Origin of the sequence: Pyramidobacter piscolens W5455 (genome assembly GCF_000177335.1) — a bacterium.
GTDB classification, from domain to species: domain Bacteria; phylum Synergistota; class Synergistia; order Synergistales; family Dethiosulfovibrionaceae; genus Pyramidobacter; species Pyramidobacter piscolens.
The window spans coordinates 1-26,049 of sequence record NZ_ADFP01000007.1 but is presented as its reverse complement, the minus strand read 5'-3'; the positions used below and the strand labels follow the sequence as shown (position 1 = coordinate 26,049).

25 protein-coding genes and 1 tRNA gene are annotated in these 26,049 nt (G+C 60.9%); 16 read left to right on the top strand and 10 right to left on the bottom strand.

The features are described from left to right. The coding region (locus tag HMPREF7215_RS00335; RefSeq protein ID WP_083798202.1) for a DEAD/DEAH box helicase at window positions 1–1,365 on the bottom strand (1,365 nt) is incomplete at its 3' end. A 358-nt stretch (window positions 1,366–1,723) separates the two neighbouring features. Between HMPREF7215_RS00335 and HMPREF7215_RS00330 the strand changes: the two genes are divergently transcribed. The 4 genes from HMPREF7215_RS00330 to HMPREF7215_RS00315 are packed head-to-tail and all read left to right on the top strand — an operon-like array spanning window position 1,724 to window position 5,454. Continuing rightward, window positions 1,724–2,758, top strand: a complete 1,035-nt coding sequence (locus tag HMPREF7215_RS00330; protein ID WP_009163552.1) for a FecCD family ABC transporter permease — start codon at window positions 1,724–1,726, stop codon at window positions 2,756–2,758. A gap of 1 nt (window position 2,759) precedes the next feature. Continuing rightward, window positions 2,760–3,518: an ABC transporter ATP-binding protein gene (locus HMPREF7215_RS00325; RefSeq protein WP_009163551.1), complete on the top strand. Its 759-nt coding sequence runs from the start codon at window positions 2,760–2,762 to the stop codon at window positions 3,516–3,518. 9 nt (window positions 3,519–3,527) lie between these two features. Next, the gene (locus tag HMPREF7215_RS00320; protein ID WP_009163550.1) at window positions 3,528–4,646 is read left to right on the top strand and encodes an ABC transporter substrate-binding protein; all 1,119 of its coding nucleotides are present in this window, start codon (window positions 3,528–3,530) and stop codon (window positions 4,644–4,646) included. Beyond that, complete coding sequence (locus tag HMPREF7215_RS00315; protein ID WP_009163549.1) at window positions 4,639–5,454, top strand: class I SAM-dependent methyltransferase; 816 nt, start codon at window positions 4,639–4,641, stop codon at window positions 5,452–5,454. Before HMPREF7215_RS00320 ends, HMPREF7215_RS00315 begins: the two co-directional genes overlap by 8 nt. A 163-nt stretch (window positions 5,455–5,617) precedes the next feature. Here the strand turns inward: HMPREF7215_RS00315 and HMPREF7215_RS00310 are convergent. The 3 genes from HMPREF7215_RS00310 to HMPREF7215_RS00305 form a co-directional block, all read right to left on the bottom strand. Continuing rightward, a tRNA-Leu gene (locus HMPREF7215_RS00310) sits at window positions 5,618–5,701 on the bottom strand. 108 nt (window positions 5,702–5,809) lie between these two features. Next, window positions 5,810–6,079, bottom strand: a complete 270-nt coding sequence (locus HMPREF7215_RS14005; RefSeq protein WP_083798201.1) for a GxxExxY protein — start codon at window positions 6,077–6,079, stop codon at window positions 5,810–5,812. A 48-nt stretch (window positions 6,080–6,127) separates the two neighbouring features. Continuing rightward, window positions 6,128–7,537: an MATE family efflux transporter gene (locus HMPREF7215_RS00305; RefSeq protein WP_009163548.1), complete on the bottom strand. Its 1,410-nt coding sequence runs from the start codon at window positions 7,535–7,537 to the stop codon at window positions 6,128–6,130. Window positions 7,538–8,005: 468 nt separating this feature from the next. Between HMPREF7215_RS00305 and HMPREF7215_RS00300 the strand changes: the two genes are divergently transcribed. Further along, window positions 8,006–8,461, top strand: coding sequence for an RrF2 family transcriptional regulator (locus HMPREF7215_RS00300; RefSeq protein WP_009163546.1), 456 nt, complete (start codon window positions 8,006–8,008; stop codon window positions 8,459–8,461). A gap of 58 nt (window positions 8,462–8,519) precedes the next feature. Here HMPREF7215_RS00300 and HMPREF7215_RS00295 read toward each other — a convergent pair whose 3' ends face one another. Further along, window positions 8,520–8,879 carry a VOC family protein gene (locus HMPREF7215_RS00295; protein ID WP_198004523.1) on the bottom strand — a complete coding sequence of 120 codons (360 nt, stop codon included), beginning with the start codon at window positions 8,877–8,879 and terminating at the stop codon, window positions 8,520–8,522. A gap of 286 nt (window positions 8,880–9,165) precedes the next feature. Between HMPREF7215_RS00295 and HMPREF7215_RS00290 the strand changes: the two genes are divergently transcribed. From HMPREF7215_RS00290 to HMPREF7215_RS00265, 6 genes are all read left to right on the top strand, one after another. After that, window positions 9,166–9,504: an HU family DNA-binding protein gene (locus HMPREF7215_RS00290; protein WP_009163544.1), complete on the top strand. Its 339-nt coding sequence runs from the start codon at window positions 9,166–9,168 to the stop codon at window positions 9,502–9,504. Between the two features lie 173 nt (window positions 9,505–9,677). Beyond that, window positions 9,678–11,729, top strand: a complete 2,052-nt coding sequence (locus HMPREF7215_RS00285; protein WP_009163543.1) for an acetate--CoA ligase family protein — start codon at window positions 9,678–9,680, stop codon at window positions 11,727–11,729. Between the two features lie 129 nt (window positions 11,730–11,858). Next, on the top strand, window positions 11,859–12,458 hold the full coding sequence (plsY, locus tag HMPREF7215_RS00280; protein ID WP_009163541.1) for a glycerol-3-phosphate 1-O-acyltransferase PlsY: 600 nt from the start codon (window positions 11,859–11,861) through the stop codon (window positions 12,456–12,458). A 79-nt stretch (window positions 12,459–12,537) separates the two neighbouring features. Further along, the gene (locus HMPREF7215_RS00275; protein WP_009163540.1) at window positions 12,538–13,035 is read left to right on the top strand and encodes a CtsR family transcriptional regulator; all 498 of its coding nucleotides are present in this window, start codon (window positions 12,538–12,540) and stop codon (window positions 13,033–13,035) included. A gap of 40 nt (window positions 13,036–13,075) precedes the next feature. After that, window positions 13,076–15,400, top strand: a complete 2,325-nt coding sequence (locus tag HMPREF7215_RS00270) for an ATP-dependent Clp protease ATP-binding subunit (protein WP_009163539.1) — start codon at window positions 13,076–13,078, stop codon at window positions 15,398–15,400. Between the two features lie 69 nt (window positions 15,401–15,469). Continuing rightward, window positions 15,470–16,141: a Crp/Fnr family transcriptional regulator gene (locus HMPREF7215_RS00265; RefSeq protein WP_009163538.1), complete on the top strand. Its 672-nt coding sequence runs from the start codon at window positions 15,470–15,472 to the stop codon at window positions 16,139–16,141. A gap of 85 nt (window positions 16,142–16,226) precedes the next feature. Here the strand turns inward: HMPREF7215_RS00265 and trxA are convergent, their stop codons facing one another. Next, window positions 16,227–16,535: a thioredoxin gene (gene trxA / locus HMPREF7215_RS00260; RefSeq protein ID WP_009163537.1), complete on the bottom strand. Its 309-nt coding sequence runs from the start codon at window positions 16,533–16,535 to the stop codon at window positions 16,227–16,229. A gap of 223 nt (window positions 16,536–16,758) precedes the next feature. Here trxA and proB point away from each other — a divergent pair, with 223 nt between their 5' ends. The 4 genes from proB (at window position 16,759) to HMPREF7215_RS00240 (ending at window position 21,882) form a co-directional block, all read left to right on the top strand. Beyond that, entirely contained in the window at window positions 16,759–17,877 is a 1,119-nt protein-coding gene (gene proB / locus HMPREF7215_RS00255) for a glutamate 5-kinase (protein WP_009163536.1), read from the top strand. A gap of 30 nt (window positions 17,878–17,907) precedes the next feature. Next, a complete protein-coding gene (locus HMPREF7215_RS00250; RefSeq protein WP_040549923.1) occupies window positions 17,908–19,161 on the top strand; it encodes a glutamate-5-semialdehyde dehydrogenase in 1,254 nt (417 codons plus the stop codon). A 27-nt stretch (window positions 19,162–19,188) separates the two neighbouring features. Beyond that, entirely contained in the window at window positions 19,189–20,550 is a 1,362-nt protein-coding gene (locus HMPREF7215_RS00245) for an MATE family efflux transporter (protein ID WP_009163534.1), read from the top strand. Window positions 20,551–20,730: 180 nt separating this feature from the next. After that, a complete protein-coding gene (locus HMPREF7215_RS00240) occupies window positions 20,731–21,882 on the top strand; it encodes a hypothetical protein (protein WP_009163533.1) in 1,152 nt (383 codons plus the stop codon). Between the two features lie 61 nt (window positions 21,883–21,943). Here the strand turns inward: HMPREF7215_RS00240 and HMPREF7215_RS00235 are convergent, their stop codons facing one another. Genes HMPREF7215_RS00235 through xth form a run of 4 tightly spaced genes read right to left on the bottom strand, consistent with a single transcriptional unit; the run spans window position 21,944 to window position 25,172 of the window. Then, window positions 21,944–22,411: a hypothetical protein gene (locus HMPREF7215_RS00235; protein WP_009163532.1), complete on the bottom strand. Its 468-nt coding sequence runs from the start codon at window positions 22,409–22,411 to the stop codon at window positions 21,944–21,946. Window positions 22,412–22,413: 2 nt separating this feature from the next. Next, entirely contained in the window at window positions 22,414–22,815 is a 402-nt protein-coding gene (locus HMPREF7215_RS00230) for a hypothetical protein (RefSeq protein ID WP_009163531.1), read from the bottom strand. Between the two features lie 36 nt (window positions 22,816–22,851). Beyond that, window positions 22,852–24,384, bottom strand: a complete 1,533-nt coding sequence (locus HMPREF7215_RS00225) for a YbaK/EbsC family protein (RefSeq protein WP_009163530.1) — start codon at window positions 24,382–24,384, stop codon at window positions 22,852–22,854. Between the two features lie 17 nt (window positions 24,385–24,401). After that, a complete protein-coding gene (gene xth / locus HMPREF7215_RS00220; RefSeq protein WP_040549917.1) occupies window positions 24,402–25,172 on the bottom strand; it encodes an exodeoxyribonuclease III in 771 nt (256 codons plus the stop codon). A gap of 178 nt (window positions 25,173–25,350) precedes the next feature. On the opposite strand from xth, the gene HMPREF7215_RS00215 reads away from it, so the two are divergent. Further along, window positions 25,351–25,971: a hypothetical protein gene (locus HMPREF7215_RS00215; protein WP_009163528.1), complete on the top strand. Its 621-nt coding sequence runs from the start codon at window positions 25,351–25,353 to the stop codon at window positions 25,969–25,971. Window positions 25,972–26,049 lie beyond the last annotated feature (78 nt).

The window sequence follows — 26,049 nt, the reverse complement described above, 5'->3', positions numbered from 1 at the left end:
GGCGCGCCCTTCACGGCGGATCGCGGCGCGCTCGCGGCGCTGGTCAAGCTCGCGCTGGAGCGAGTCTCTCAGGGCGTAGCCCGTGGGGATGTCCTTGACTGCGGCCGAGAGCAGCTTGGCCGCGAGGTCCGCCGCGTCGTCGCTGCGTTCGAGGAGCGACTCGGCCCAGGCGCGGACCTCCGGCGCGGGAACGATCTCCAGCAGCGATTCTTCGCGGCGTTCGCGCTGAATGACGCTGATCTCCTGAATGTCGGGGACTTTCAGCCATTCGACCTTCATCTCGGAGCTGCGGAGCATGAACTTGAAGCGCCCCGATTCCTGCGGCGTCAGCAGCAGCAGGTTGCTGCCTTCGTGTCCGGCGCGCCCGGTGCGCCCGGAGCGGTGCACGAAGGTCTCCATGTTGTCGGGGAGCCCCAGCTGGATCACGTGGCTGACGCCCTGCACGTCCAGCCCGCGGGCGGCCACGTTGGTGGCGACCAGAATGGGAATGCGCCCGGTGCGGAAAGATTCCAGGGCGTTGCTGCGTTCGCGCTGCGTCATGTCGCCGTTCAGCGCCAGAGCCATCAGCCCTTCCTCCTGAAGACGGCCCGCCACCTCTCCCGTATCGGTCTTGGTGTGGCAGAATATCAGGCAGAGCGCCGGCTTTTCCCACAGCAGGATGTTGACCAGCGCTTCCATGCGCTGGCGCGAAGGCACCAGATACGCGCGGTGCACGATGTCTTCGTGCTGTTCCTCTTCGTGGTTCAGCTCCAGCCGCATCGGTTCTTTGAGATAGCGCCTGCAGAGCGAAAACACCGAGTCGGGCATCGTCGCCGAGAAGAGCCAGGTCTTTTTGCGGTTCACGGCGGCTTCGAGGATCGCTTCCAGCTCGTCGCGGAAGCCCATGTCGAGCATGTTGTCGCCTTCGTCGAGAACCAGCGTTTCGATCTCGCTCAGGTCGAGCGTGCCGCGGCGGATATGATCGAGGACGCGCCCCGGCGTGCCGACGACGACCGAGGCACCGTGCCGAAGCTGGAAGATCTGGTGCTCCATGCTCATGCCGCCGACGATGCTCGCCGTGCCGACGCCTCTGATGCGGCCCAAAAATTCCGACTCGCTGGCGTTCTGCATCGCCAGTTCGCGCGTCGGCGAGAGCACCAGCAGGCGGGGCTTTTTGCTTCCGCCTTCGAGTTCGCTCAGCAGGGGCAGAAGGAAAGCCAGCGTCTTGCCGGAACCCGTGCGCGCCTGCACGACCATGTCCGTGTCCAGATTGGGCTGCGACAGCACCTGTGCCTGAACCGGCGTCGGCGTCGTAAAGCCTCGTTGATCGAGAGCGGCAAGAAAACTCTCGGGCAGATTGAAATCTCTAAAACTTGCTGCGGTCACTTCGTAATTCCTCCCAGAATCGCAAGGGATTTCCAAAGGACCGCTCCTTCTCGCTTGCAGGGCCGCCCCCGGCGTTTCATCCCCTAAATAAGACGCGGGAATCGCGTCAACGAAAATAAAGTATCCTCGTTGGCGGCTGAATTGTCAATAGCAAAATGAAAATGAACCGGCGAAGAAGGCGCTAAAATTAATAAATGGCGTCTTGAATTCTTAAATATTTTCAGGCGAGCGTTTCTCTTGCGCCGACATCCGATTGTTGACAGTTAGAAGGGACTAATGCATAATGAATCCGTTTCCACTTTCAGGGGGACGCGCTTCCCGTTCAGTCCTCGGAATTTATGCAGGAAGATGAAGGCAGATGAAAATCGCAGAAACTGAATTGCAGGTGCAATACCGGAAATACCTCTCCCGAAAAATGTCGTTTATCGTGCTGCTGATCGTTTTGTTGTCTGCAACGGCTGCGTTGTCGCTGAATATCGGTTCTTCGGGGATGACCGTCGGCGAAAGCCTGAAAGCCCTGGCAGGCCGCGGGATCGAAAAACACGCCAGAATCGTTTTCGACATTCGCCTGCCCAGGATCATCGGCGGCTTCTTTGTGGGCATGAGCATCGCCCTGTCGGGAATGGTCATCCAGTCCGCGTTGAACAATCCGCTTGCGTCCCCGTCCACGCTGGGCATATCCTCGGCTTCGGCCTTCGGCGCGAACGTCGCGCTGATCGTCTTTGTCCGGCTGGGGATGCGGACGAGCGCATTGACAACCGGCGCGGTTTCGTTTTTGTCGGCGATGCTGTGCATGGTTCTGGTGCTGGTCGTTTCCAGTCTGAAAAGATCCGACAGGACGACCGTGTTGCTGGGCGGCGTGGCGTTGAACGCCCTTTTCGGCGCCATGATGACGATCGTGCAGTTTTTCGCTGACGACGTCGAGCTGGCGTCCGCCGTGGCGTGGACCTTTGGCGATTTGGGCAGGATCGATTATTCCGAGATCAAAATCGTCGCGACGGTTACCGTCCTTTCGATATGGGCGGTCTATGCGCTGCGTTGGCGGTTCAACGCGATGGATATGGGAGAGGGAACGGCGCATTCTCTGGGGGTCGACACGAAGCTGCTCCGCAATGCGTCGATTTTGATCGCCGCCCTTAACACGGGCGTTTGCGTGGCTTTTGCCGGCATTATCGGATTCGTGGGGATCCTCGCTCCGTCCATGGTCAAGCGGGTTATCGGCGAGGACAAACGCTATATGATCCCGGCGACGCTGCTGATGGGCGCGCTGATCGTTCTCGTCGGCGACGCTCTTGCCAGGACAGCGGCAGCGCCGCTCGTGTTGCCGGTCGGCGCGATTACGTCCGCTTTGGGGGCGCCGGTGTTCGTATATATCTTGCTGAAGGAAAGATAGCATGAGCCTGATAAAGGTCGAGAATCTTGCGTTCAAGTACGATAGGTACATATTGCGGAACGTCGAATTCGCAGTCGAACGGGGAAGTTTTGTCTCTCTCCTCGGTATCAACGGCGCCGGCAAATCCACGCTCCTGAAAAATCTCGACAGAACGTTGAAGCCGTCGTTCGGAACCGTCTATCTGAACGGGAAAAATCTCGCCCGCCTCCGAAGGCGCGAAGCGGCGCAGATGATGGCCTGCGTCGGCCAGTACAATGAGCCGATAAAAAGCACCGTGTTCGACATGATTCTGGTCGGCAGGGTCCCGTATGTGAAAAGGGAGGTTTCGAAAGAGGATTACCGGAAAGTGGAGGAGATCCTCGGCAAACTGGCGCTGGAAGAGTATGCGATGCGTGATGCCAGCACGCTCAGCGGCGGAGAGTTCCAAAAAGTCGTGCTCGCGAGAGCGCTGGCGCAGGAGCCGGAGCCGGAGATCATCCTTCTCGACGAGCCGACAAGCAACCTCGATATCAAAAATCAGCTTGACGTCATGAGATTGTTGAAAGAATATTGCCGGGAAAAGGGGATCGCGGCGATCGTCAGCATCCACGACATCAATCTTGCTCTTCAGTTTTCCGATAAATTCCTGATGCTGAAAGAAGGGCGCGTATTTGCCTACGGAGACGACAGCGTCGTCACCCGGGAGGCGATCAAAGAGGTATACCGTCTGGACGTCGCCGTGCAGACGTACGGAAACAGGAAGGTTATTATTCTGAATTAGGAGGAACGGATGAAGAAGAGAACGTTTTTGTCGCTTGCCTTGATGATGTTTGCGGCGTGGCACGTGAACGAAGGAATGCGGGGAGTCGCCCAGGAGCGGTCCACGACTGCCGCTCCATATACGGTGACGGATATTGCCGGCCGGGAGATCGCTTTCGATAAAGTCCCGGAAAGAGTCCTGGCGCTGGGGCATGGCGTGCTGCAGCAGTACGCGTATGTCTGCGGGGCCGACCGGCTGGTTGGAATCGAAGAGACGGCCAAAAGCGGACACAGCCTGATGGGGCAGTCCGTTCACCATGCCTATCCCGAGCTGCGCAAAATACAGACGGTCGGGAAAGGCGGCCCGAAGTTCTCTCCCGATGACGAGCAGATCGCGTATCAGGCCCCCGATGTCGTGTTCATCGCGTATGAGAACACAAAGGAAGAGCTGGATGAACTGCAAAAGAAACTGAACGTCCCGATTGTCGGGATCGGCGCGGGCATGAGGGGCGCAATCTTCGGCGACGACGCCTACCGCACCTTCGAGATCATCGGGAAAACGATGCGCGCCGAGAAGAGAGCCGCGGCGGTCATTCGATTCATGAAGTCCGCGCAGGAAGATCTGAGGAAACGCGTGGCGGACCTTCCCGAGAACGGCGAGACCGTTTACATCGGCGGATGCAGCTTCAGAGGCACGCAGGGGATCCTGTCCACAAAATCCCACATCGATCTGCTGACGACCGTCAGGGCGAACAACGTCATGGACAATCTGACGGAGAGTGTCAGCGTCGTGATCGACAAGGAGAAATTGCTCGACCTCGATCCCGAAATCATCATTCTTGATCTGAGCGGAGAAGCGCTTCTCGCCGAGGACATGAAAGCGGATCCGGGATTTTATCAGGCGCTGAAAGCCTTTCGGAACCGCAAGGCGTACGCGATCATGCCGTATTTTACGTACGGCATGAATTACGATACCGCGATACTGGACATGTACTCCATCGGCAAGGTCGTTCATCCCGACCGCTTCGCCGACGTCGATCTCGAACGGAAAGGCGCGGAGATCTATACGGCTTTCGTCGGCAAAGACGTGTATCGCGAACTGATGGAAACATACCCGAAGAGCTTCCGCGAGGCGCAGATCGATGAATGAAATAAAGGCCGTCTGTATCGAAAAACTGTCGAAGCCGTGGCAGGACATGGAAAAATCCAACGCCATGTGGAACAAACGGGCGCGCGAGTTCCGGAAAGCGTCGGCCAGTGCCGACGACAGCGGCGTTTTCGAATTCTTCAAATCGAGAGCCGAGCTGAAAGGCCGCAGCGTGATCGACGTCGGCTGCGGAGCCGGACGCTATCTAAAGCGCCTCCTCGACGAAGGCGCTTTGGCCGAAGGACTCGAGCCCTCCGTGGAGATGGCGAGGGAAGCGCGGGACTATCTCTCGCAGTCGGGATACGACGGCGCGGCGGCGACCATCCGCAATGTCGCCTTTCAGGATTTTGCGCCCGAGAAAAAATACGACTACGTGTTCATATCCAACAGCCCCGTCATCTCGTACTACGAAAACTACGCCAAAATCGTCGCGCTGCCCCGAAGAGGACTCTTCATCAGCTCGTGGCTGAGGATTCAAGACCTCTTTCTGGAAAAAATTGCGGCAGCCCTGGGGCGGGAGGCGCATACGCACGGAGGCTGCGACATCGTTTATTTTCTCAATCTCCTGCTGGCCGACGGCTATTATCCTGACTTTTGGACACACGTGAGTCATCGAGAAGAACGCGTCGATCCGGAGAATTTCTATCTGCGCTACACGAGCTGGCTTTACGGGCCTGAATACGGAGAGAAAGAGCTGGACAGGGTCAAAAGGGAAATCGGCAAGTATTTGGGAGACGATAAAAAAGTCGCCGTGTCGAGCACAAATGTCATGGGGATGCTGTATCTCGATCTGCTGAAGCAGAGCCTGTGAGGAAGAATCGCAAACACTGAAGTTTTCCCGCAACGACAGCGGCAGCGCGCGGATCCGTCGCGGAATGCCGTTGGACGCCGCGAGCTCCGGCATGATCGGGAACGAAAAAGCGGCTCCGTACGAATCGTGCCTTCGTACGGAGCCGCTTTTCGTGTTCACAGTTTGGTGCGGGGGGGGGAATCGAACCCCCATGGATTGCTCCACAAGATCCTTAGTCTTGCGCGTCTGCCAATTCCGCCACCTCCGCGTGACACAGGGCATTATACCACGCGTTCGATTGGCGTCAAGTCCTCAAAACAAAACCCGCCACGGAGAAGCGGCGAAGCGGAGCAATGCAAAGAGAATATTAAGCTTATTATGATATTGTCCGCGGAAGTCGAGCTGAATAGGGAAGGAACAGACGATGAATACCGTCTTTTATCAGCGGAACGTTGAAATTGATAAGATACCCTAAAGTCTTTCTCGTGAGTTTCATATATGAAAGAAGCTGTGCGGTATGAACCGGTTTCAACTTTGAGGCGTCGCAGTTGGAGCTTGTGAGCGAGGCATCATGTCTGATAAACTCGCTCCGGAAGTCCGGGGCCCGGAGATTTATGTACGGCAAATACCCCGTTGACGATTTCATCACATAAAGAGTTGAGAGCAGGGGAAATCACGTGCAACCTAGAGTTTGTCATTCTCCGCTTCTCCGTTGCTCTGTGGTGGAATTTGTTCTCACTGCGGAAGTCTGCGTGCGCATCCAGTTGAGGTAATTTCTGACGAGGGGGATGGAGAAACAGGCGCAGAGGACGTCGGCGACGGGCTGGCTGATTTGGATGCCGGTGAGGCCGATGAAGCGGGGCAGGATGATGACGCAGGGGATAAAGAAGAAGCCGCGCCGGGCGCCGGAAAGGAACGACGCTTCTTTGTAGCGCCCGGTGACCTGGAACAGCATGTCGGTGAGAGCGGTCACGGGCAGGGTGACGAGCGTCACACAGTGGGCGCGGAAGGCGAAGGAGCCGATCTCAGAAACGCGCGGATCGGTATTTTGAAACAGGGCGATGACCTGCGGCGCAAAGACGAAAAAGAACGCCGCCAGACATGTCAGCACGATCAGGCCGGTACGGACGCAGAATTTATACGCTTCGATGACGCGGTCGTAGCGCTTGGCGCCGAAGTTGTAGCCGGCCACGGGCTGGAAACCCTGCCCGAAGCCGATCAAGATGGAACCGATGAACATGGACACGCGCATGACGATGGCCATGGCCGCGAGCGCGGCGTCGCCGTAGACGGCGGCGCTGGTGTTGAGCGCGATACTGGCCAGCGAAGCCATGCCCTGGCGAAACAGCGTCGGCATGCCGGTGCGGACGATTAGACCGTAAAAGGCGGGCGAACGGGACACATACCGCGGGCTGATGCGCAGCACCGTGCGTTTGAAAATGAAGTGCGACATCAGAATGGAGAAACTGACGCACTGGCTCAGCACGGTGGCGATGGCGGCGCCGGCGATGCCCATTTTGAACGTGAAGATGAACAGCGGATCCAGCACCACGTTCAGCAGCCCGCCGGTGACGATGCCGAGCATGGCGAAGAAAGCCTTGCCTTCGGAACGCAGATTGGTATTCATCACGAAAGACGTCGTCATCAGCGGAGCGCCGATCAGGATCCAGCGGGCGTATTGACGCGCGAAGGGCAGAATGGTCTCCGTCGATCCGAGCAGCCTCATAAAAGGATCCAGCCAGATCAGCCCGCCGGCGGCGACCAGCAGGCCGAACGCGAGCGCGGCGAAAAACGCCGACGAGGTGGCTGTTCGGGCCTCGTCGTCTTTCCGTTCGCCCAGACGCCGCGAGGCGATGCTGCCGGCTCCCATGCCGAACATGAAACCGATCGCCTGAATGATCGCCATCAGCGAATAGACCACGCCGACGGCGCCGGCGGCGCTGGTGCCGATACGGGCCACGAAGAACGTGTCGGCCATGTTGTAAAAGGAAGTGATCAGCATGCTGCAGATGGTTGGCATGGCCAAGCCGAGAATCAGAGGCCGCAGAGGCGACTGAGTCATCTTGATGAACTGCTGCTGGGCGGCATCGGGGAAGTTGTTCATGGTAGGTCAGGGCTCCTTAAACGATCTCGCTGAAGTGTCGGTAAGCCGATACTGATTCTTGCATAGGAAGTATTACCATGGTTTGCTGGGCGCCGTGAGGAAGTCCAGCCGCTCGGGACGATCTCGGCTGCTGCGCGGCGTGCGTTGTGAATTTTCCTCGCCGCGCCCCTGCGTTCGACTTTTTAATCAAGAAAAAGTATGATATTATTCTCAATCAAAGTGCATCGTTGAAAATGCAGTGCTTCGCACCGCGGCGCTCGAAAAAATCGTTCGATCTTTTCGAAACTTGGGATGGCGGCCTATTTGAGAGGACAACTGAATTCCTGTCTATACTGTCAGACGTTTTTGTGATATAGTTTAGCGACACTGTACGTATAAATAAAAGATGTTCAATTTGTCCGAGAGGCACGTTACGGATTTTTGTCCGATGAAGTTTGTCGAACCCGACAGAGACGGAGGTTCTTTTCAATGAAAGTTTCAACAAGGGCTCATTACGGACTGCGCGCGGTCATCGCCATCTCCGAAATGGCCCGGAGCGGGCTGCCGGTCAGCGTCAGCGACGTGGCCAAGGCCGAGAATCTTTCTGACACATATCTGGAGCAGTTGGTATCCAAACTGCGCCGCGCCGGGATCCTGCGCAGTTACAGGGGCGCCCGCGGCGGCTATGAATTGGTTCGCGATCCTGATACGATCACGGTTGCCGAAGTGCTGAAAGCCGCCGGCGAACAGATTATCTTTCCCGAGTGCACGACGCCGGAGGGGTGCGAGCTGGCGCATCAGCGCGGTCATGTTTGCGCTTCTTCCCATTTCTGGCAGAATCTTAATTCCATGGTGAATAAAATCGCTGAAGAAACGACGGTCGGCAGTTTGATCCGGAACTACGAAGAAGAGATGGGAGAAATGCGGGCCGAAAAACGGCAATGACGCGGTGGAGCGAATAACGGAATCCCTGTCTGCTGAGACAGGGATTTTTTGTCGGCGGCTACAGGCTGCCTTCGCAAAGTTCAATGATCTCGCCGTCGGGGCCACTGAGAAAACAGTTGCGGGCATGATCCCCCATGGGGCGGACGGGGCCGGCGTCAAAGCCGCAGCCGCCGAGGCGCCGGAGGGCGTCTTCCATGGACGGGACGGAAATTGCCAAGTGATTGCGCCCTGGAACGCGGTCGTCACCGGGCTTGTAAATCAGCTCTACGGAGAAGTCCGCAAACCTGACGAAGACCAGATGGGATCCCGAAGGCATTTTGAACTCCTTGTCCTTCATGCCGCCGAGGGCATCGACATAGAAACGAAGCGACCGATGAAGATCCTGCACGCGAATCCCGACGTGAGCCATTGAATACATGAGCAACCGTCCTCCTTCATGAAAAAGCAAAAAAAATGAAGTTTTTTCGATGTTCTTTATCATAGCAGAAATTTTCTCGTTTTGCAGTATCAGGAAGAGCCGTATATGCTTTTAGAAATGGCTTTTACTGCAAAAATTTGTATTATGCCCCTTTCGCAAGCCATGGGGGAGCCCGTTTCAGAACGCGAAATCAGCAGAAATCCGCTCTTGGGGGGCTTGTCAGGCGCGAATGCTGTGATATACTCACATCGTTGAGTACCAAATCCTGTGTGGAGGTGTCTGAAAAATGACAAAGGCTGAATTGGTTGAGTTCGTAAGGGAAAAGACGAATCTTCGGAAGGTCGACGCTGCCAACGCGGTGGCCGCCATGCTCGAAGGCGTGAAGGACACGCTGCAGAAGCAGGGCAAGGTCCAGATCGTGGGCTTCGGCACTTTCGAAGTACGTCAGCGCAGCGCTCGTACGGGCCGCAATCCTCAGGATCCTTCCAAGACTGTCCACATCCCCGCCAAGAAAGTACCTGTGTTCAAGGCCGGCAAGCTTCTGCGCGAGGCCGTCGACGCCACCGTCGCCAAGAAAGCTGCCAAGAAGCCCGCTCCCAAGGCTGCCAAGAAGGGCAAGAAGTAATCTCTCCCTCAACCAAGGTTTCATCAGTCCAAGCGAAAAAGAGCGTTCCGGTTTTGCCGGGGCGCTCTTTTTAATTCGTCGGGCGCGGATGGCGCCGCGGTGGCGCAAACTTCACAGGATTTGGGCGATGGGATATAATCTTCACGTCATGAAGAACGCAAGGAGGAATCGCTATGTGGGACCGCGGACTGTTGATCGTCGGCGACGGAGACGGCACGGGGACCGATCTGCGCCCGCTGGCGCTGATGAGCGACCTGGGGCGCGGGGATTTCTTCGCGGTGTGCCGCGAGAGCGCCGCGGCGGCCGAATGGCCCGACGAAAAAATCGACGTGGTCATGATCTCGCCGGGCTGCACGAACTGCGCGCCGCTGTTGAAACAATGCCTCGAGCGGCGGATCGGTTTTGTGATTATCGGCTGCCCGCGCTTGGAACGCGAAGAAGAGCGGCGGCTGTTGCGAGAATACCGCGCAGGCGGCGGCCATGCGCTGGGGCCGGGCAGCCAAGGATTTTTCGACTGGGAACGGCGGCTGGCGCTGTGCTGGTCGGCGGCCGTGCGAATGCCCGACAGCCCGCCGCAGGAACGTCATGTGACGCTGATCGCGCAGGGCGGCACGGTGCCGTTTTCGCTTTACGCCATGGCCGTAGAAGCGGGGGTCCGCTTCCGCCGCGTCGTTTCCCTCGGCAACTGCGCCGACAGCGACGGCGAACTGCTGCACTGCATGGAAGAGGCCATCGGCGACCCGATGACGACGCTGCTGATCCTCAGCTTCGAGTCGCTGTCGCAGGGGCGCGATTTTCTCGCCATGGCCTCGCGCGCGGCGGAGCGCCGGCTGCCGGTGGTGGTGCTGCGAAGCGGCGTGAACGAGGCGTTTCGCGACCGTTTGGCGCGGCGCCATGTTGACGCCGCCTGGACCGACTCGATCATGTGGGAGTCGGTGGCCGGCCAGTTCGGCGTGGTGCTGCTGAGCGACGCGCAACAGATCGTCGATCTCGGCAAGTTGTCCTCATTGGGGCTGCCGCCGCAGGGTAATCGCGTGGCGGTGCTGGCGCTGTCCGAAGGATTGGCGATGATGCAGGGTGACCAGTGCCGCGAAGCCGGACTGGACGTGGTCGAATTTTCACCTGTGCTGAGAGGGAAGATCCAGGCCCTGCTGCCTCGTTGGGCCAGCGCCGCCAACCCGGCCGACCTGTCTGAGCAGGCGCTCAACCGCGAAGGGGCGCTGGATCGGATTCTCGATACGCTGCAGGCCAGCGAAGAATGCGACATGATCCTTGTCACTACCGGTTCGCTGACGGCCGCCCAAGGCGAACGTCTGGCCCGCGCCGTGGGGACGGCGCATCGCCGCGGCGGCAAAACGCTGGCTTGCTGCTGTCTGAGTCGCTGGCGCCCGCTTGACGAAATGGTGCGACGCATGAACATGGAAGGCGTACCTCTGTTCAGCAGCCCGCGTCGCGTCGCCGAAGCCCTGGCCGCCCTGTGGCGCATCGGCCGCGATGTCCGCCCGATGAACGAGCTCTGCAAGCCGGCGCGGCATCCGTTCCTCGACCGCTGCCCGCTGCGGCTGAGCGAGCGCGACGCCATGGCGCTGGTCGATGCTTATGGACTGAAGACGGTTACGCACCGTCTGTGCACTTCGGTAACCGAGGTACTGGAAACGGCGCACAGCATCGGTTTCCCGCTGGTGCTGAAGGTGGTCTCGCCGTCGTTCGCCAGCAAGCAGCAGGCTCGTGCCGTGGCGCTGAACCTGCGCACCGAGGAAGAGCTGCGCAACGCCTACGGGCGCATCCTCGAACGCACCAGCCGCGTCCATGCCGGAGCGGAGATTCAGGGCGTGGTGGCTCAGAAAATGGTTACCGACGGCATCGAATGCATGATCGGCATCAAGCGTGACCCGCTCTTCGGCCCGGTCGTAGCCGTGGCGCTGGGCGGCGCCTATTACGGTTTGATGAAGGACATTTCGCTGCGCGTGGCGCCGGTCTCGCTGGAAACGGCCATGGATATGGTCAGGAGCCTCAAAGGGTACCCGCTCATCTCCGGCGAATGGTCCGGCACGCCCATGGACGTGGAGGCGCTGGCGCAGCAGATCGTAACGCTGTCACAGATGGGCTGTGCGGAACCGGACATCGAACTTCTGGACATCAACCCGATCTTTATCCGTCCGCGTGGATTGGGGGCGGAGGTTGCTGACGCCTTTGCGGTGCGGCGGCAAAAAACGAAGGACTGAGGCTAATCCGCCGTCTGTGGAAAACGAATTGCGGAATGAAAAACTTCGGAAAGCTCCGCGGCTTTCTTTGTGAGGCGCGCCCTGTTTGGGGCGAAACGCTGATAAAAACATCAAGAGGAGAAGAGCGGCATGGAACAGACGCTTTGGGCGGCAATCGGCTATCTTTTCGGCTCGTTTCCCACGGGCTATCTGACGGTTAAAATCATGAAGGGCGAGGACGTCCGCACGCTCGGCTCGGGAAACACGGGCGGCACCAACGTGGGCCGCGTGATGGGGAAAAAGTGGGCCGTGTTCGTGACCATTATGGACATGCTCAAGGGAGGCGCCGTCGTCATGCTGTGCCGCGCTTTCGGCGGCGACGACGCGGCGGTGGCGCTGGCCGCTTTTGCGGCCGTATGCGGACATAACTGCCCCGTCTGGCTCGGCTTTCACGGCGGCAAAGGCGTGGCCACGACGCTGGGCACGCTGTTTTTCGTGCAGATGTGGGCGTCGTGCGCGGCGGTGCTGCTGGGCGGCGCGCTCTGGTTTTTGATCATGAAAACCACGCGTTACGTTTCCGTGGCTTCGCTGGCGGCGCTGCTGTTTGTCGCCGGAGCTTTTGGCTTTTTCGGGCTTCACCGCGCTTTCGTGATGCTTGCGCTGGGGCTGGCGGCACTGTCGCTGTGGCGCCATCGCGACAACTTGAAGCGCTTGGCCGGCGGCACGGAAAATAAAGTTGGTCAAAAATAATCCTGACCAGTTCTTGACTATATTTGACCAATGCGCTACAATCGTTCCAGTTCTGAAAGAAGGAACGGAGGAACCTTGAATGAGCAGTTTGACCGAGGTCATTGAGAGCTACATCAACGAACTTTTCGAACGGGAAGAGCAGGACAGGGCCGCCGACGCCGATCGCGTTTCATTGCGCCGCAAGGACGTGGCGGAACGTTTCGGCTGCGTTCCCAGCCAAATCAACTACGTGCTGAGGAGCCGCTTCACGCCCGAACGCGGTTATATCGTCGAGAGCCAGCGTGGCGGCCACGGCTACATCCGCATCATGAAGATCAGCTACGACATGCCCGAAGAGCGCGCCCGGCATATCGTCAAGATTGTCGGCGACTCCATCTCCGAAGCGGATGCCAGACGCCTGCTGTGCTCGCTTCAGGCGCGCGGTATGATCAACGCCCGCGAGCGCCTGCTGATCGAGATTTCGCTGCGCCATATCGGCGAACTCTGCGATAGCATGTTCGACGTGTCTCCCTACAAGAAAAGTCTGTTGGCGGCCGAGATGCTCAAAAAAATGCTTTGCGGCCTCGATCTGGCCTGAGATTTGAGAATTATCCCAAACGATCAAGGAGGGGAGTGCCTTGTGGCAGTTTTTTACGGAACGAAGCAAACGTGTGATCCAGATCGCGCATCGTGAGGCACTGCGCCTCGGACACGCTTTTATCGGCACGGAACATCTGATGATCGGCCTGATCGCCGAAGAGTCGTCGGTGGCGGCGCTGGCTTTGAAAGAAGCCGGACTGGCCGCCGAAGACGTGGCGCGCGAGATCCTTGCCCTGCGCCCGCCCGCGGCGCCGTACGCGCAGCCTGTCGACCTGCCGCTCTCGGATCGGGCCCGCGGCGTGTTGAATGCGGCCATCCATCTGGCCCGCGAGCTCCATTCGAGCTATGTCGGCACCGAACACCTGCTGCTCGGCGTGTTGTCCGCGCCGGAGTGCACGGCCTGCCATGCTCTGGCGGAGTTGGGGCTCGACACGGAAAACCTGCGTGTCAGCCTGAAAAAACAGCTGCTGGCGCAGTCCAGCCGCCAGGAAGCGGAGAATGACAAAGAAAACGGCGATGCCCGCCCGGCGGCGGATGTCAAAACGCCGACGCTGGACAAGTACTGCGTCGACCTGACGGCCAAAGCCGCCAAAGGCGAACTCGATCCGCTGATCGGGCGCGAGCAGGAAATGCACCGCATGATGCAGATCCTCTGCCGTCGCCGCAAGAACAATCCCGTGCTGGTCGGCGATCCCGGCGTGGGCAAAACCGCGATCGTGGAAGGGCTGGCCTACAAGATCCAAAAAGGTTCCGCGCCTTCGCTGCTCAAGGGCAAGCGCGTCGTGGAACTGACGATGGGAACGCTCGTAGCCGGCACCAAATACCGCGGCGAGTTCGAGGACCGCATGAAAAAAATCGTCGACGAGCTGACTGCCGCCAAAAACGTGATCCTCTTCATCGACGAGCTGCACACCGTCGTCGGCGCGGGGAGCGCCGAAGGCTCGCTGGACGCGGCCAACATCCTCAAACCCAGCCTGGCTCGCGGCGAATTTCAGGTCATCGGCGCGACGACGCGCGACGAGTACACGAAGAACATCGAAAAGGACGCGGCGCTGGAGCGACGTTTCCAACCCGTGGCGGTCGGCGAGCCCGATCAGGACGCGGCGCTGGCCATTTTGCAGGGCTTGAAGGAAAGCTACGAAAAACATCACAGCGTGCGCTACACCGAAGGCGCGCTGGAAGCCGCCGTGCGACTGTCCAGCCGTTATCTGTCGGACCGCAGCCTGCCCGACAAGGCCATCGACCTGATCGACGAAGCGGGCGCGAAAGTGCGCCTTGACCTTGACGGGCGGCAGATCCCCGAAGGGCTGACCGTCGACGAGGAAGAGGTCGCCGGCGTGCTCTCCGAGTGGAGCGGCATCCCCGTCAAGACTCTGACCGAGCACGAAGCTCAGCGCCTGCTGCGCCTCGAGTCGGAGATCCATCAGCGCCTCGTCGGCCAGGACGAAGCGGTGAGCGCGCTCTGCCGCGCCGTGCGCCGTTCGCGCAGCGGCCTGAAAGACCCGCGCCGTCCCGTGGGCAGCTTTTTGTTCCTCGGCCCCAGCGGCGTCGGCAAGACCGAACTGGCCCGCTGTCTGGCGCGCGCGCTGTTCGGCAGCGAAAAGGCCCTGCTGGCTTTCGACATGAGCGAGTACATGGAGCGCCACGAAGCCGCCAAGCTGATCGGCGCGCCGCCCGGCTACGTGGGCTACGACGAGGAAGGCCGCCTCACCGAGGCCGTGCGTCGTCATCCCTGGTCGGTGGTGCTGTTCGACGAAATCGAAAAGGCCAATCCCGACGTGTTCAACCTGCTGCTGCAGATCCTCGAAGAGGGACGGCTCACCGACGCCCACGGGCGCACGGTCGATTTCAAGAACACCGTCGTCATCATGACCAGCAACCTCGGCGTGCGCGAGACGGCGAAAGCGGGGCTCGGTTTCTCCGCTTCCGCGGAGGCGGAAAAGAAAAAGCAGTCGGAAGCGGTCCTCGGCGCCGTGAAGGAGTTCTTCCGCCCCGAGTTCCTCAACCGCGTGGACGCGCAGCTCGTCTTCCATCCGCTCAGCGCCGAAGAGATGACGCGCGTGTTCGACATCATGATGTTCGACCTGCGCGCGCGCCTCGGCGAGCACGGCATCATCCTCTCCATGGCGAAAGATGCGCGGGAGTTCCTGCTCAGGGCCGCGGCGGCCCAGAATCAGGGGGCCCGGCCGCTGCGCCGCCTGATCCAGACGAAGATCGAAGACCCCCTGTCGGATCTGATCCTGTCCGGCGAGGTGCCCGACGGCTCCACGGTGGACTGCGTTCTCGACGGCGAAGCGCTCGCGTTCAGCGCCCGGCCGCCGCGCCGCCGCGCCAAACGGGAGTTGGCCGCAGTTTCCGAGTAAACAAAAGCCGCCGAAAAACTTTCGGCGGCTTTGTCATGAGGATTTGTCCGGTATGGACGGCGAAGGAAGGTGGGTTTCATCGAATTAAAAGATTGTTTCCCGTTTTGGGGGCGGCTGACGGCGGACGAACAGTCGGAGCTGGAAGCGGCGGCGCTCGTCCGCGGCGTCGAGGCCGGCGCGCCGCTCCATACCGGTTCGGCCGACTGCGACGGCCTGATCGCCGTCATGGACGGGCAGATCCGCGCCTTTATCATCTCTCCGGAGGGACGCGAGCTGACGCTGCACCGCCTCGTTCCCGGCGACATTTGCCTGTTTTCGGCCACTTGCGCCGTGCCGGGGCTTCGTTTCGACGTCAGCGTCGAGGCGGAAAAAAACTCGCGGCTGTGGGTGATCCCGCCGGCGGCATGCAAGCGTCTGGTGGCGCGTTCGCTGGTTTTCGCGAATTTCATCGGCGAGCTCGCGGCCTCCCATCTGTCCGACATTCTCTGGCTGGTCGAACAGGTGTTGTGGAAAAGTTTCGACGCCCGTCTGGCGGAGTTTCTGCTGAAGGAGAGCGAGCTGGAAGGGACGGGGAAGCTGAAGATCACTCACGAGAAGATCGCCGCCCACCTGGGCACGGCCCGCGAGGTGGTGACGAGGATGCTGCGTTACTTCCAGGCCGAGGGCATGGCGCGGCTTTCCCGCGGCTGCATCGAACTGGTTGCGCCGGACAAACTGGCGCAGCTGACGGCAAAAAAGTGAATCGGAACATTGCAGAGCGCAAGCGCCCGGCGGACCAGTCCGCCGGGCGCTTGCGCTCGTTTTCGGGGCATGTTTCTCGCGCCGCTTATTTGAGCAGGGCGAGCACGTTTTCCTTCGACTGCACGCCGACGGTGCGGCCGGCGGGAGCGCCGTTTTTGAACAAGATCAGCGTGGGGATGCTCATGATACGGAGCGAAGCCGCCAGTTCGGGCTGCTCGTCCACGTTGACCTTGCCGACTTTGAAGCCCGAGGCTTCGGCGGCGATCTCGTCGAGGACGGGCGAAAAAGCGCGGCAGGGCGCGCACCACGGCGCCCAGAAATCGATCAGCACCGGTTCGCTGCTTTGAAGGACTTCGCTCTGAAAATTTTCACTGGTAAGGACGATCGGCGTCATTTTTTATTTCCTCCTGTAAGTCGCTGAAGTTGCCCGGCCGCGAGCCGGGCTTTTTTTATCGACGAGACAAGTATAAACGAGAGGCCCCTTTTTGTCAGTGACAAAGTTACGGAGCGGCGTGGTTGGGGCGCGCCGAAATCGCCGGTTTTTCGTGGTACAATAAACCACACGTTTGGGGATCGAAATGAAATACAAATGTTTCAACAGGGGGAGGTGCGTTTCATTGGATCGCAGCGAGCTGAAAAAATGTCGCCGCGTAGTGGTCAAAGTCGGCACGAGCACGATCACGCACGGTAACGGAAAAATCAATATCCAGCGCATGGGCAGGCTTTGCCGCGCTTTGGCCGACCTTCACAACCGCGGTACCGACGTGCTGCTCGTTTCGTCGGGAGCGGTCGGCGCCGGCATGGGGCGCCTCGGTTACTCCGCAAAACCCGCCAGCCTGCCGGTCAAGCAAGCGTTGGCGGCGGTGGGGCAGGGGCTGTTGATGCAGATGTACGAAAAACTTTTCTCCGAGTACGGCTGCACGACCGCACAGATCCTGCTGACTCGCGTCGGCTTCAACGACCGCTCGCGCTATCTCAATCTGTGCAACACGATGCACGCTCTTGCCGACATGAACGTGATTCCCGTGATCAACGAAAACGACACGATCGCCGTGGACGAACTCAAGTTCGGCGACAACGACACGCTGTCGGCCCTAGTGGCCTGCGCCGCCGGCGCCGATCTGCTGATCATCCTTTCCGACATCGACGGGCTGTACGATGCCGATCCTCGCGTCCACAAAGATGCCAAGCTGATCCACGAGGTGCGCGCCGTTTCGCAGAGCATCCGCGACAACTCGGGCAGCAAGGGCAGCAGCATGTCCTCCGGCGGCATGTACACCAAAATCACGGCTGCCGACGTGGTGCTGCCGGCGGGCATCCCGCTGGTGATCGCTTCCGGAGCGGCGGAGAACGTGCTGCACCGCATCCTCGCCGGCGAAGTGCTGGGCACTCTGTTCATCCCGCCGGTGGAGCACCGCCACGCGCGCAAGCAGTGGATCGCGGCCAACCGCCCCTTCGAATCGGTGACGATCGACGCGGGAGCCGTCAAAGCGCTCACGGAGCAGGGCGGCAGTCTGCTGGCCAAGGGCATCACGGCCGTCAACGGCGAATTCGAAGCCGGCCGTCTGTTGGCGGTGTTGGCCCCGAACGGGCAGGAGATCGCCCGCGGCCTGACGAATTTCAATTCGCGGGATCTGAAAAAGATCATGGGGCACCGCAGCGACGAGTTTGAAGCGCTGCTGGGCGAGAAGGACTTTGACGAGGCTATTCACCGCGATAATCTGACGGTGCTTTAGACCACGGTGTTTGAGAAATGGGGGATGATCATGGACGCATCGTTGATTTTGCACGAAATGGGAAAGAAGGCCCGCGCTTCCGCGGCCGTGCTGGCACAGGCCAGCTCGGCGAAGAAAAACGAAGCGCTGCGGGCCATGGCGGCGGCGCTGCGCGCCCATAAGGACGACATTCTGGAGGCCAACGAACGCGACGTGCGCGGCGCGGAGGAAAACGGCCTCGGCCAGGCGATGCTGGATCGGCTGAAACTCACGGAGCACCGCGTAGAAGATATGGCGGTCGGCATCGAAGAGGTGGCGGCGTTGCCCGATCCGATCGGCCAGACGGTGCGCGGCTACGTCAATTCCGACGGACTGAAGATTGCGCAAGTGCGCGTGCCGCTCGGCGTGATCGGCGTCATTTACGAGTCGCGTCCCAACGTGACCGCCGATACGGCGGCGCTCTGCCTCAAGTCGGGCAACGCGGTGATTTTGCGCGGCGGGAGCGAAGCCATGAATTCCAGCCGTGTGATCGTCAGCGCGCTGATCGGGGCCATCTCCAGCGCGGGGCTGCCCGAAGGCTGCATTCAGCTGCTCGACGTGCCCGGGCACGAGGCGACGACGGCGCTGATGCAGCTGGACGATCTGGACGTACTGATCCCTCGCGGCGGCCGCGGTCTGAAAAAAGCCGTGCGCGAGCACTGTGCCGTGCCCTGCATCATGACGGGCGACGGCGTGTGCCACACGTATATCGCCGCTTCCGCCGATCCGGAAATGTGCGTGCCGATCGTCATCAACGCCAAAACGCAGCGGCCTTCGGCGTGCAACGCCATGGAAACGCTGCTGATTCATAAAGACGTGGCGCCGAAGGTCCTGCCGGCCGTGGCCAACGCGCTGGTGGCTCATGGCGTGGAGCTGCGCGGCGACACGGCAGCCCGCGAGATTTTTGCGGATATGGAATCGGCCGCCGACGAGGACTGGGCGGCGGAGTACCTCGACCTGATCCTCTCGGTCAAGATCGTGAACTCGCTCGACGAGGCGCTGGCGCACATTGCCCGCTGGGGCACGGGACATTCCGAGAGTATCCTCACGACCGATTACGCCGAGGCGGAAGAGTTTCTCGATCGCGTCGACGCGGCGGCGGTCTACGTGAACGCCTCAACGCGCTTTACCGACGGCGGCGTCTTCGGCCTGGGCGCGGAAATCGGCATCAGCACGCAGAAGCTGCACGCCCGCGGCCCCATGGGCATCGAACAGCTGACCAGCACGAAATACAAGATTCGTGGCAGCGGCCAGGTTCGGCGCTGAGCGATGAGTCCCTGCGGGGGCGGCCGGATGGAAGCTGCCGAGCCAAAGAAACGGATGCTCTCGGGCGGCGTCTTCCGGCCCGTTTTTCTCTTTGCGCTGCCCATCATGGTGGGGAATTTTTTTCTCCAGTTGTACATCACGGTCGACGCGGTCATCGTCGGCCGTTTTCTCGGCAGCCGTTCGTTGGCGGCGGTCAGCGTGGCCACGCCGATTCTGTTTATCGTCGTGTTTTTTCTGGCCGGCGGGTGCACCGGCGTTTCCGTGCTGATCGCGCAGATCTACGGTTCCGGCGACACGAAAAAATTGAAGAAAACCATGTCCACGGCGCTGATCTTCGGCGCGCTGTTCACGCTTGGGCTGACGGCCCTGTGTCTGTGCGGCGCGCGCGGCGTTCTGGCGTGGACGAAAGCGCCGGCGGAACTGCGCGACGAGACGATGGCCTATCTGAACATCGTTTTCGCGGGGCTGATCTTCTCGTTTTTGTACAATTATTACGCCTCGGCGCTGCGCGGCATCGGCAACTCGAAGATCCCGTTCGTTTTTCAGGCGGCGGCGTCGGCTCTGCACATCGCCATGAATCTGCTCTTCGTTGGCGCGCTGGGGTTGGGCGTGCGCGGTTCGGCGCTGGCCACCGTGCTGTCGCAGATGTTTTCGTCGGGCGCCTGCATTTATTATGTTTATCGTTACGAACCGTTGCTGGCGCTCCGCCGCGGCGACTGCGCCGTCGACCGCGCGGCGCTGGGGCAGACGATCGGCTACAGCTGGGCGTCGGCGCTGCAGTCCATTATCGTCTACGTGGGGCGCTTTCTCACGCAGGGCTGCGTCAATCCGATGGGAGCCGACGTGGTGGCTGGCTACAACGCGGCGACGCGCATCGAGGCGATCGTGGTCATGCCTTACGAGGGCATTTCCACGGCCGAATCGACGTTCATCGCTCAGAACCTGGGAGCGGGACACGCGGAGCGCGTGCGGGCCGGAGTTCGGGCGAGTTTTGTGATGAATCTGGCGTACGTGAGCGTGGCCTGTACGCTGGTGTTTCGGAACGCCGCGGCGATCATGGGCATTTTCGTGCCCGACGGCTCGGACTCCGTGATCATCGAAGCAGGCAGCCTGTATCTGCGGCCGCAGTCGGTGTACCTCGCGCTCAGCGCCGTCGACGTGGTGATGCAGAGTTTCTTGCGCGGGCTGGGCGAGTTCCGCGTCGTTATGGTCGTCTCGCTGCTGCAGATCATCCTGCGCGTGATCCTCTCGTTCTGGCTGGTGCCGTTGCTGGGGATTCCTGCCATTGCCCATGCCACGGCGGCGGGGTGGGCGATGATTTTCTTCGCGCTCATCGTTCTTTCGCACCGCCGGTTGCGACAGATCGACGGGCGGCTCCAGCGCGCCTGAAACAACGTTTCCCTTCGCTCGGTGCGGAGCAAAGGGAACTTCGGCGTCGATCCGTTTCGTTTTTTTACGGTGGAGTTTTGGATATTGCGCAAATCGTCATTGACATCGGCGCCGCTTTCCTGTATGAAAATGGCGCGATACACGAGATCACCCGGGAGAATCCAAGGGGGTACGGAAGGAATGAAAGTTTTCAGGGACGCGCTGCGGCTGGCCGTGCTGCTGTCGCTGGCCGGCGCGGTCATGGCGGGGCGGAGTTGCGCCGCGCTGCCGGAAGCGGTGATGTCGGACTGGGAAAATCTGACGGGGACCCTTGACGAGGCCACGGTCCTGCGCGAGAAGCAAAAACGTTTGCCGGAAAGTTCCTGGCTGGGCGCCGACCAGCAAAAAACAGGGGCCAAGATCGCCAAGCTGCTGCGCCGGGCCCAGGGGATTCTGCTTTCCTCGGAGACGCTCAAGCTGGCGGATCGCTCCGAGGAGATCAAAGAACGTCTGCCCCGGCTGTATCAGAGGATCGAAGAATACAAGAACAAGCGTATCGGCGCGCCGCAGAAGTCCTACAATCCGTTTGTGAAGACGGTGAAGGACTGCGAGGAAACGATCGCCGCGGCCGAGAAAGACGTCGAGCGTCTGCGCGACGAGCTGGCGCAGATCCGCGAGGCAATCGCGGCGGAATTGCGCGGCTGGGGACTGAAGTTGACCGACGCGCAGGCCGACGTGCTGTTCTCGTCGGTGGTCGGCGACAGCCTGCTGCGCAACGCCGTGATCTTCGAGAACGTCAAAGGCGTCACGGCGCAGCTGACGCAGCTTATGGCGCAGAACAAAGACGACACGTCCATCGCCCGTAAATATTATGGCATGTACGTGACGCTGATCGACGTGCTGCTGGACACGCAGCACGGATTTGTGAACAAGATCGACGGCGAATGGCGGCCGCAGGTGAGAAAGATTTCCGAAGGCGCCGCCGCCAGCCTGAAAGAAGCCCGCGCGGCGCTGAATCGCAGCGACTTCTCGGCGGCTCAGAAAGCGATCTTCCGCAGCAACGCGGCCTCCAACGAGATGACGGTGAAGGCGGCCGAACAGTATTTGAAACTGCTGGACAACCAGAAAGCGAGCGTGCAGAACTGCATCCGCAGCATCGAACGCGACCGCGAGGTGGCGGCCAACACCTACGCGACGGTGCAGCACATCAGCGACATGAACGCGGTAGTCCAGTCGAGCATGCAGCTGTTCGACATGCTGGCGGCGATGCAGCTGCCGGAGATCCAGGCTTTCGACAGCTCGGGCGTGCGCCGCGAGTTCGACGAGATCACGCGCCGCCTGCAACAAAAGTAGCTTTGCAGAGAAAACGGGACCGGACTCCCCTGATGGGAAGCCGGCCCCGTTTTTTGCACGGTCATTGCTTTTCGGCGATCTTTTTCCAGCGCTGGTTCAGCTCGTTGCCGATCGCGAGATAATCGGTCTCTTTCTGCTGAAGCTCTTCGAGATCCTTTTTGTAGCGTTCTTTCCAATAACGGGAACGTGTGTCCGCTTGAGCGGCGGTCATGGAATTGCAGAGGTCGATGAAGAAGGTCATGGCGGTCTGCAGGCTGCGCAGATAGGGGCGGATGGTCATGAAGAACTCGTGCAGCGGATCTCCGGCCTCAAGCTTGAGTTCGCGCACTTCGTCAAGCATGGACTGCGCCTGTGTCCTCAGTGCGTCGGCTTTCGCCGCTGCCGCCGCGGGATCGACGCGCTTCAACCCCAGCGCTTTCAGAAACGAGAACTTGAAGATGCTGTTCTGCGCCTCGATATAGCCGCGCACCACGGCGTTTACCCGCTGCCCGAAGAGGGCGGCGTTTTCTTTTGTCAACGCGAAGGGCACGGCTACTTCCCGCTTTCCGCCAGGGAGACGATGAAACCCCTCAGCTGCGCTTCCAGCGTCTCGTAAGCGGCTCGGGCCCCCGGGGACAGCTGCGTGGAATGCGGCGGCATGGCGAGCAGCTCTCTTTTCAAATTCTCGACGTTGACGCCGATTTTGTCCGTCAGGGCGGCGATGGCCTGCTCATGGCCGCTGACGACGGCCTGCTCGCGTCCCTTTTCAACGAGAGCCTGGCCGAGGGCGATGGACGTCATCACCGAAGCGGGCAGCGGTTTGTCCAGCCGCGAAACGCTCTTGAGCAGATCGCGCCCGGGATTGGAAACGAGATAAGGATAGAGGGCGAACACGCCGCAGAGCAGCAGGCCTATCGAAATGAGGAACCGCTTTTTTCTGAGATCGAGTTTCATGTTCAGCACGCTCCTTTTCGTGGTGCTTTCATTGTATCACGTCCGGAACGGACGGCGCGCCGTCGCCGAAAAAGTTTCCTGCTGCGCGGCAAACTGTGCGGGCGAGAGCGTTTCGGCGCGGCCGTCCCGCGTCACGTCGAACAGCCAGCCGTCTTCGCTTTTTTTGAGGCAGACGGTCTGCGGCGCGCGGATCGCCGCGGCCTCGGCCTGACGGCTCTCGAACGCGCCGCTGCGGTCGTCGCCGACGACGCGGAGCCCGGCGCTTTCGAGCGCGCCGATCAGCGGCGCGAGCGCGTCCGGAGTTTTTTCGCCTTCCCAGTAGATATAAGTGTCGAACGGAGCCACTTCGGCGGGCCAGCTCGCGGCGTTTTCGATCGCCGCTGAAAGCAGCGCCGTCAGGTCGATCTCGGCGCTCCACGCGGGGACATGGACTTTAGCGGAGCCGTTGAAGAAGGTCAGCGACGGTTCGGCGAGGCCGGCGGGATCGACGGGGCGAAAAACGGCGACGGGGCGCAGCTCGCTCGTTTTCAGCGCCGCGCCGCAGTTGGGGCAAGGATCGCCCTCCTGAAGCAGCGTCACGTCGGCGACGAAGTCGGTCTTGAAATCGCGGCCCCAGCAAGCGCCCGTTTTATGAAAGCCGGGCTTGTTGGCGCCGACGACGGCGTTTTTGACGCCGACGGCGCTGGAGTCGGCGAGCAGCGTTACCGAGGCGGGCAGGCCCACGGGGCTCATGTAGCCCGCCGAATCGCCCATGACGGCGGCCAGTTCGTCCGGTTCGGCGGGGCGGACGGACGCGCCCTGGAACGCGGCGCGGACTTTTTCCAGGCAAACCTGGCGGTCGGCGCGCAGGATCACGGCGGCCAGACCGCGCCCCTCGACGGCATAGAACATGCATTTGACGATCTGCGACGGCGCGATCTTGAGATAGCCGCACAGTTTTTCGACGGTGGGGCAGTCGGGCGTAGGCACTTCGCGCAGCTCTTCCGGCGCGGCGTCCGCCGGCGCTTCCGCGAAGCGGCAGGGACTGTCGAAGGCGGCCAGCCAGCCGCAGCCGGGACAGGCCAGCCCCTCTTCGCCGCGGAGCGGCGCCTCCGAACGGCACAACAGATCGACGCGGTGCCCCTCGGGCGTCAGACGGTCGACGCGGCGCAGGCTCACGCCCAGCGCGCAGGCGGCGCTGCCGACGGCTCGCAGCGCGTCGTTGGACATCTCGAACGAGGCTTCGAAGTCGCCGTGCAGTCCCAGCAGGTTGAGCTTGTCTCCGCGGCGCTCGGCGAAGCATACCGGCAGGTCGCCGGCGCGTTTGACCAGGCGCACGGCAGCGTCGAGGGCGCCGCGGGCGGAGGCGCCGCAGTCGAGGCGCTGGGGGCGGAAAGCTTCGAGGCTGCGAAGCAGAAAATCCTCGGCGCGCTGGAAAAGGATTTTCCCCTCCGGCAGCAGGATCAGCGTTTTGTCGTTGGGGTTCCACAAGCCGTAGCCGCCCTGCGCGATTTTGGCCAGGCCGGGATCGCGCAGTCTCGAGGAACGCCCGCGCGAAACGGGCATCAGCAGTTCGCTCATCCATTTCATGGCGTTTTCCTCTGCCGTCAGTCGGCGAAGTCGGCCAGCATGGGCGTGTGATCCGAGGGCTTTTCCCAGCCGCGCGGCTCCGTGTCGATCCAGCAGGCGCGGCTTTGCCCCGCCAGCGCGGGCGTGGCGAGCATGTGGTCGATGCGCCAGCCGATGCGGCGTTCGAGCGCGTTTTTGATGCGGTAGTCGAAGAACGAGTACAGCTCCTCGCCGGGGTGGTGGACGCGCAGCAGATCGACGACCAGCGGCGCGCAGAGTTCCGCGAAGAGGTCGCGCAGCTCCTTGACGAAACAGACGTGGTCCTTTTTGTTGGCGGGATTGGTGACGTCCAGTTCGGTGGGGGCGACGTTGAGGTCCCCGGTCCAGAGCAGTTTTTCGTCCTTGCGCGCGGCGATCAGCGCGGCGGTACGGCGCAGGAATTCTTTTTTGGCCTCGTAGTCGGGGTGGGTGATCTCCTTGCCCTGCGGCACGTAGGTATCGAGAATCCAGATGTCGCCGAAACGCGCGGCGATCAGGCGCGTGTCCCAGAGCGGCGAAACGCCGTCGCTGAAGCCGTGGATCACTTCGTCGGGTTCTCGCTTCGAGAGGATGGCGACGCCGTTGTAGGATTTTTCGCCGCGGAAGGCGGCCCGGTAGCCGAGCTGTTCCATGTCGGCGAGGGGGAATTCCTGATCCTGTACTTTCGTCTCCTGCAGCGCCAGAATGTCCACGCCCGCGCCGGGCAGCCAGCGTTCGAGGATCGGCAGGCGGCTGCGCAGCGAATTTACGTTAAAAGTAGCGACTCTCATGACTCGACCTCCGCAAAAATGTGTGTGCTGAAAAAACGCGCGGCGGAACGCGCCGCCGAAAAACGATTCAAGCCTTCCTTTTCGCGAGGATTCGATTATAATCGTTGAAGCGACGTTGAATTTCGCGGAAAACAGGGCTTGTTCGTCCCTCATTATACCCGATAGGGCGGTGAAAAGAGTGATTCGTCCCGAATTTTTCGAGCGGCGCGACCTTGCGCCGCTGCAGCGCAGCTTCCTGGAATTTCTCAAGGCGTTCCTTTTCATGGTGGAGAGCGCGGCCGGTTCTTTCGAGGAGAACCAGCCCTCCAATTCGCTGCAGACGGCCCATCAGGCCGGAGTGCTCGACGAACTGGCGCTGGATTGCCTCGACCGCTGCGAGCCGCGCGATCGCCGTTCCGTTGGAGAAACGCTGGAGATGGTCGCTTTGATGCGGCGCTGCGCGACGGCGCTGAAAAAACTCTGCACGGCCGGCGCGGCGCCGCTGACCGGCTTGGATGAGAGTCGCGCTTTTCTCGGTTCGCTGTGCCGCTGCGTGGCCGATCGGATCGACTGGTCTCACAAGCGGCAGCTGCTCGGCTCCCAGCACCGCGGCGCCGAAGAGGAAGATCTGGAACTGTCGCTGTCGGAGCTGCCTTCCACTCTGGCGGGCGAGCGGCGCATCGAACGCGTGGAGGCGCTGCTCGATTTCCGCGACGCGCTGCTGGCGGCGCGGGAACTCTTCGAGGCGGTCGGCGACATCCGCCGCACGACCGACGAGCTGTTTCCGATCAACGAGGAAAAGTACTGGCGCAGAAGCTGAGTCCGCGTCGAAAAGGAAAATGCAAAAAAAACGGCCGGAAGCTGACGAGATTCGGGAAGTCAGCCTCCGGCTGCTTTA

What these genes read in the sequence shown, in the direction of transcription:
- HMPREF7215_RS00315 (WP_009163549.1), top strand. Translation starts at nt 4,639, where the DNA reads ATGAATGAAATAAAGGCCGTCTGTATCGAAAAACTGTCGAAGCCGTGG.
- HMPREF7215_RS00300 (WP_009163546.1), top strand. Translation starts at nt 8,006, where the DNA reads ATGAAAGTTTCAACAAGGGCTCATTACGGACTGCGCGCGGTCATCGCC.
- xth (WP_040549917.1), bottom strand. Translation starts at nt 25,172, where the DNA reads ATGAGAGTCGCTACTTTTAACGTAAATTCGCTGCGCAGCCGCCTGCCG.
- HMPREF7215_RS00240 (WP_009163533.1), top strand. Translation starts at nt 20,731, where the DNA reads ATGAAAGTTTTCAGGGACGCGCTGCGGCTGGCCGTGCTGCTGTCGCTG.
- HMPREF7215_RS00305 (WP_009163548.1), bottom strand. Translation starts at nt 7,537, where the DNA reads ATGAACAACTTCCCCGATGCCGCCCAGCAGCAGTTCATCAAGATGACT.
- HMPREF7215_RS00250 (WP_040549923.1), top strand. Translation starts at nt 17,908, where the DNA reads ATGGACGCATCGTTGATTTTGCACGAAATGGGAAAGAAGGCCCGCGCT.
- plsY (WP_009163541.1), top strand. Translation starts at nt 11,859, where the DNA reads ATGGAACAGACGCTTTGGGCGGCAATCGGCTATCTTTTCGGCTCGTTT.
- HMPREF7215_RS00295 (WP_198004523.1), bottom strand. Translation starts at nt 8,879, where the DNA reads ATGTATTCAATGGCTCACGTCGGGATTCGCGTGCAGGATCTTCATCGG.
- HMPREF7215_RS00320 (WP_009163550.1), top strand. Translation starts at nt 3,528, where the DNA reads ATGAAGAAGAGAACGTTTTTGTCGCTTGCCTTGATGATGTTTGCGGCG.
- trxA (WP_009163537.1), bottom strand. Translation starts at nt 16,535, where the DNA reads ATGACGCCGATCGTCCTTACCAGTGAAAATTTTCAGAGCGAAGTCCTT.
- HMPREF7215_RS00285 (WP_009163543.1), top strand. Translation starts at nt 9,678, where the DNA reads ATGTGGGACCGCGGACTGTTGATCGTCGGCGACGGAGACGGCACGGGG.
- HMPREF7215_RS14005 (WP_083798201.1), bottom strand. Translation starts at nt 6,079, where the DNA reads ATGAAATCGTCAACGGGGTATTTGCCGTACATAAATCTCCGGGCCCCG.
- HMPREF7215_RS00230 (WP_009163531.1), bottom strand. Translation starts at nt 22,815, where the DNA reads ATGAAACTCGATCTCAGAAAAAAGCGGTTCCTCATTTCGATAGGCCTG.
- HMPREF7215_RS00330 (WP_009163552.1), top strand. Translation starts at nt 1,724, where the DNA reads ATGAAAATCGCAGAAACTGAATTGCAGGTGCAATACCGGAAATACCTC.
- HMPREF7215_RS00290 (WP_009163544.1), top strand. Translation starts at nt 9,166, where the DNA reads ATGACAAAGGCTGAATTGGTTGAGTTCGTAAGGGAAAAGACGAATCTT.
- HMPREF7215_RS00325 (WP_009163551.1), top strand. Translation starts at nt 2,760, where the DNA reads ATGAGCCTGATAAAGGTCGAGAATCTTGCGTTCAAGTACGATAGGTAC.
- HMPREF7215_RS00275 (WP_009163540.1), top strand. Translation starts at nt 12,538, where the DNA reads ATGAGCAGTTTGACCGAGGTCATTGAGAGCTACATCAACGAACTTTTC.
- HMPREF7215_RS00245 (WP_009163534.1), top strand. Translation starts at nt 19,189, where the DNA reads ATGGAAGCTGCCGAGCCAAAGAAACGGATGCTCTCGGGCGGCGTCTTC.
- HMPREF7215_RS00225 (WP_009163530.1), bottom strand. Translation starts at nt 24,384, where the DNA reads ATGAAATGGATGAGCGAACTGCTGATGCCCGTTTCGCGCGGGCGTTCC.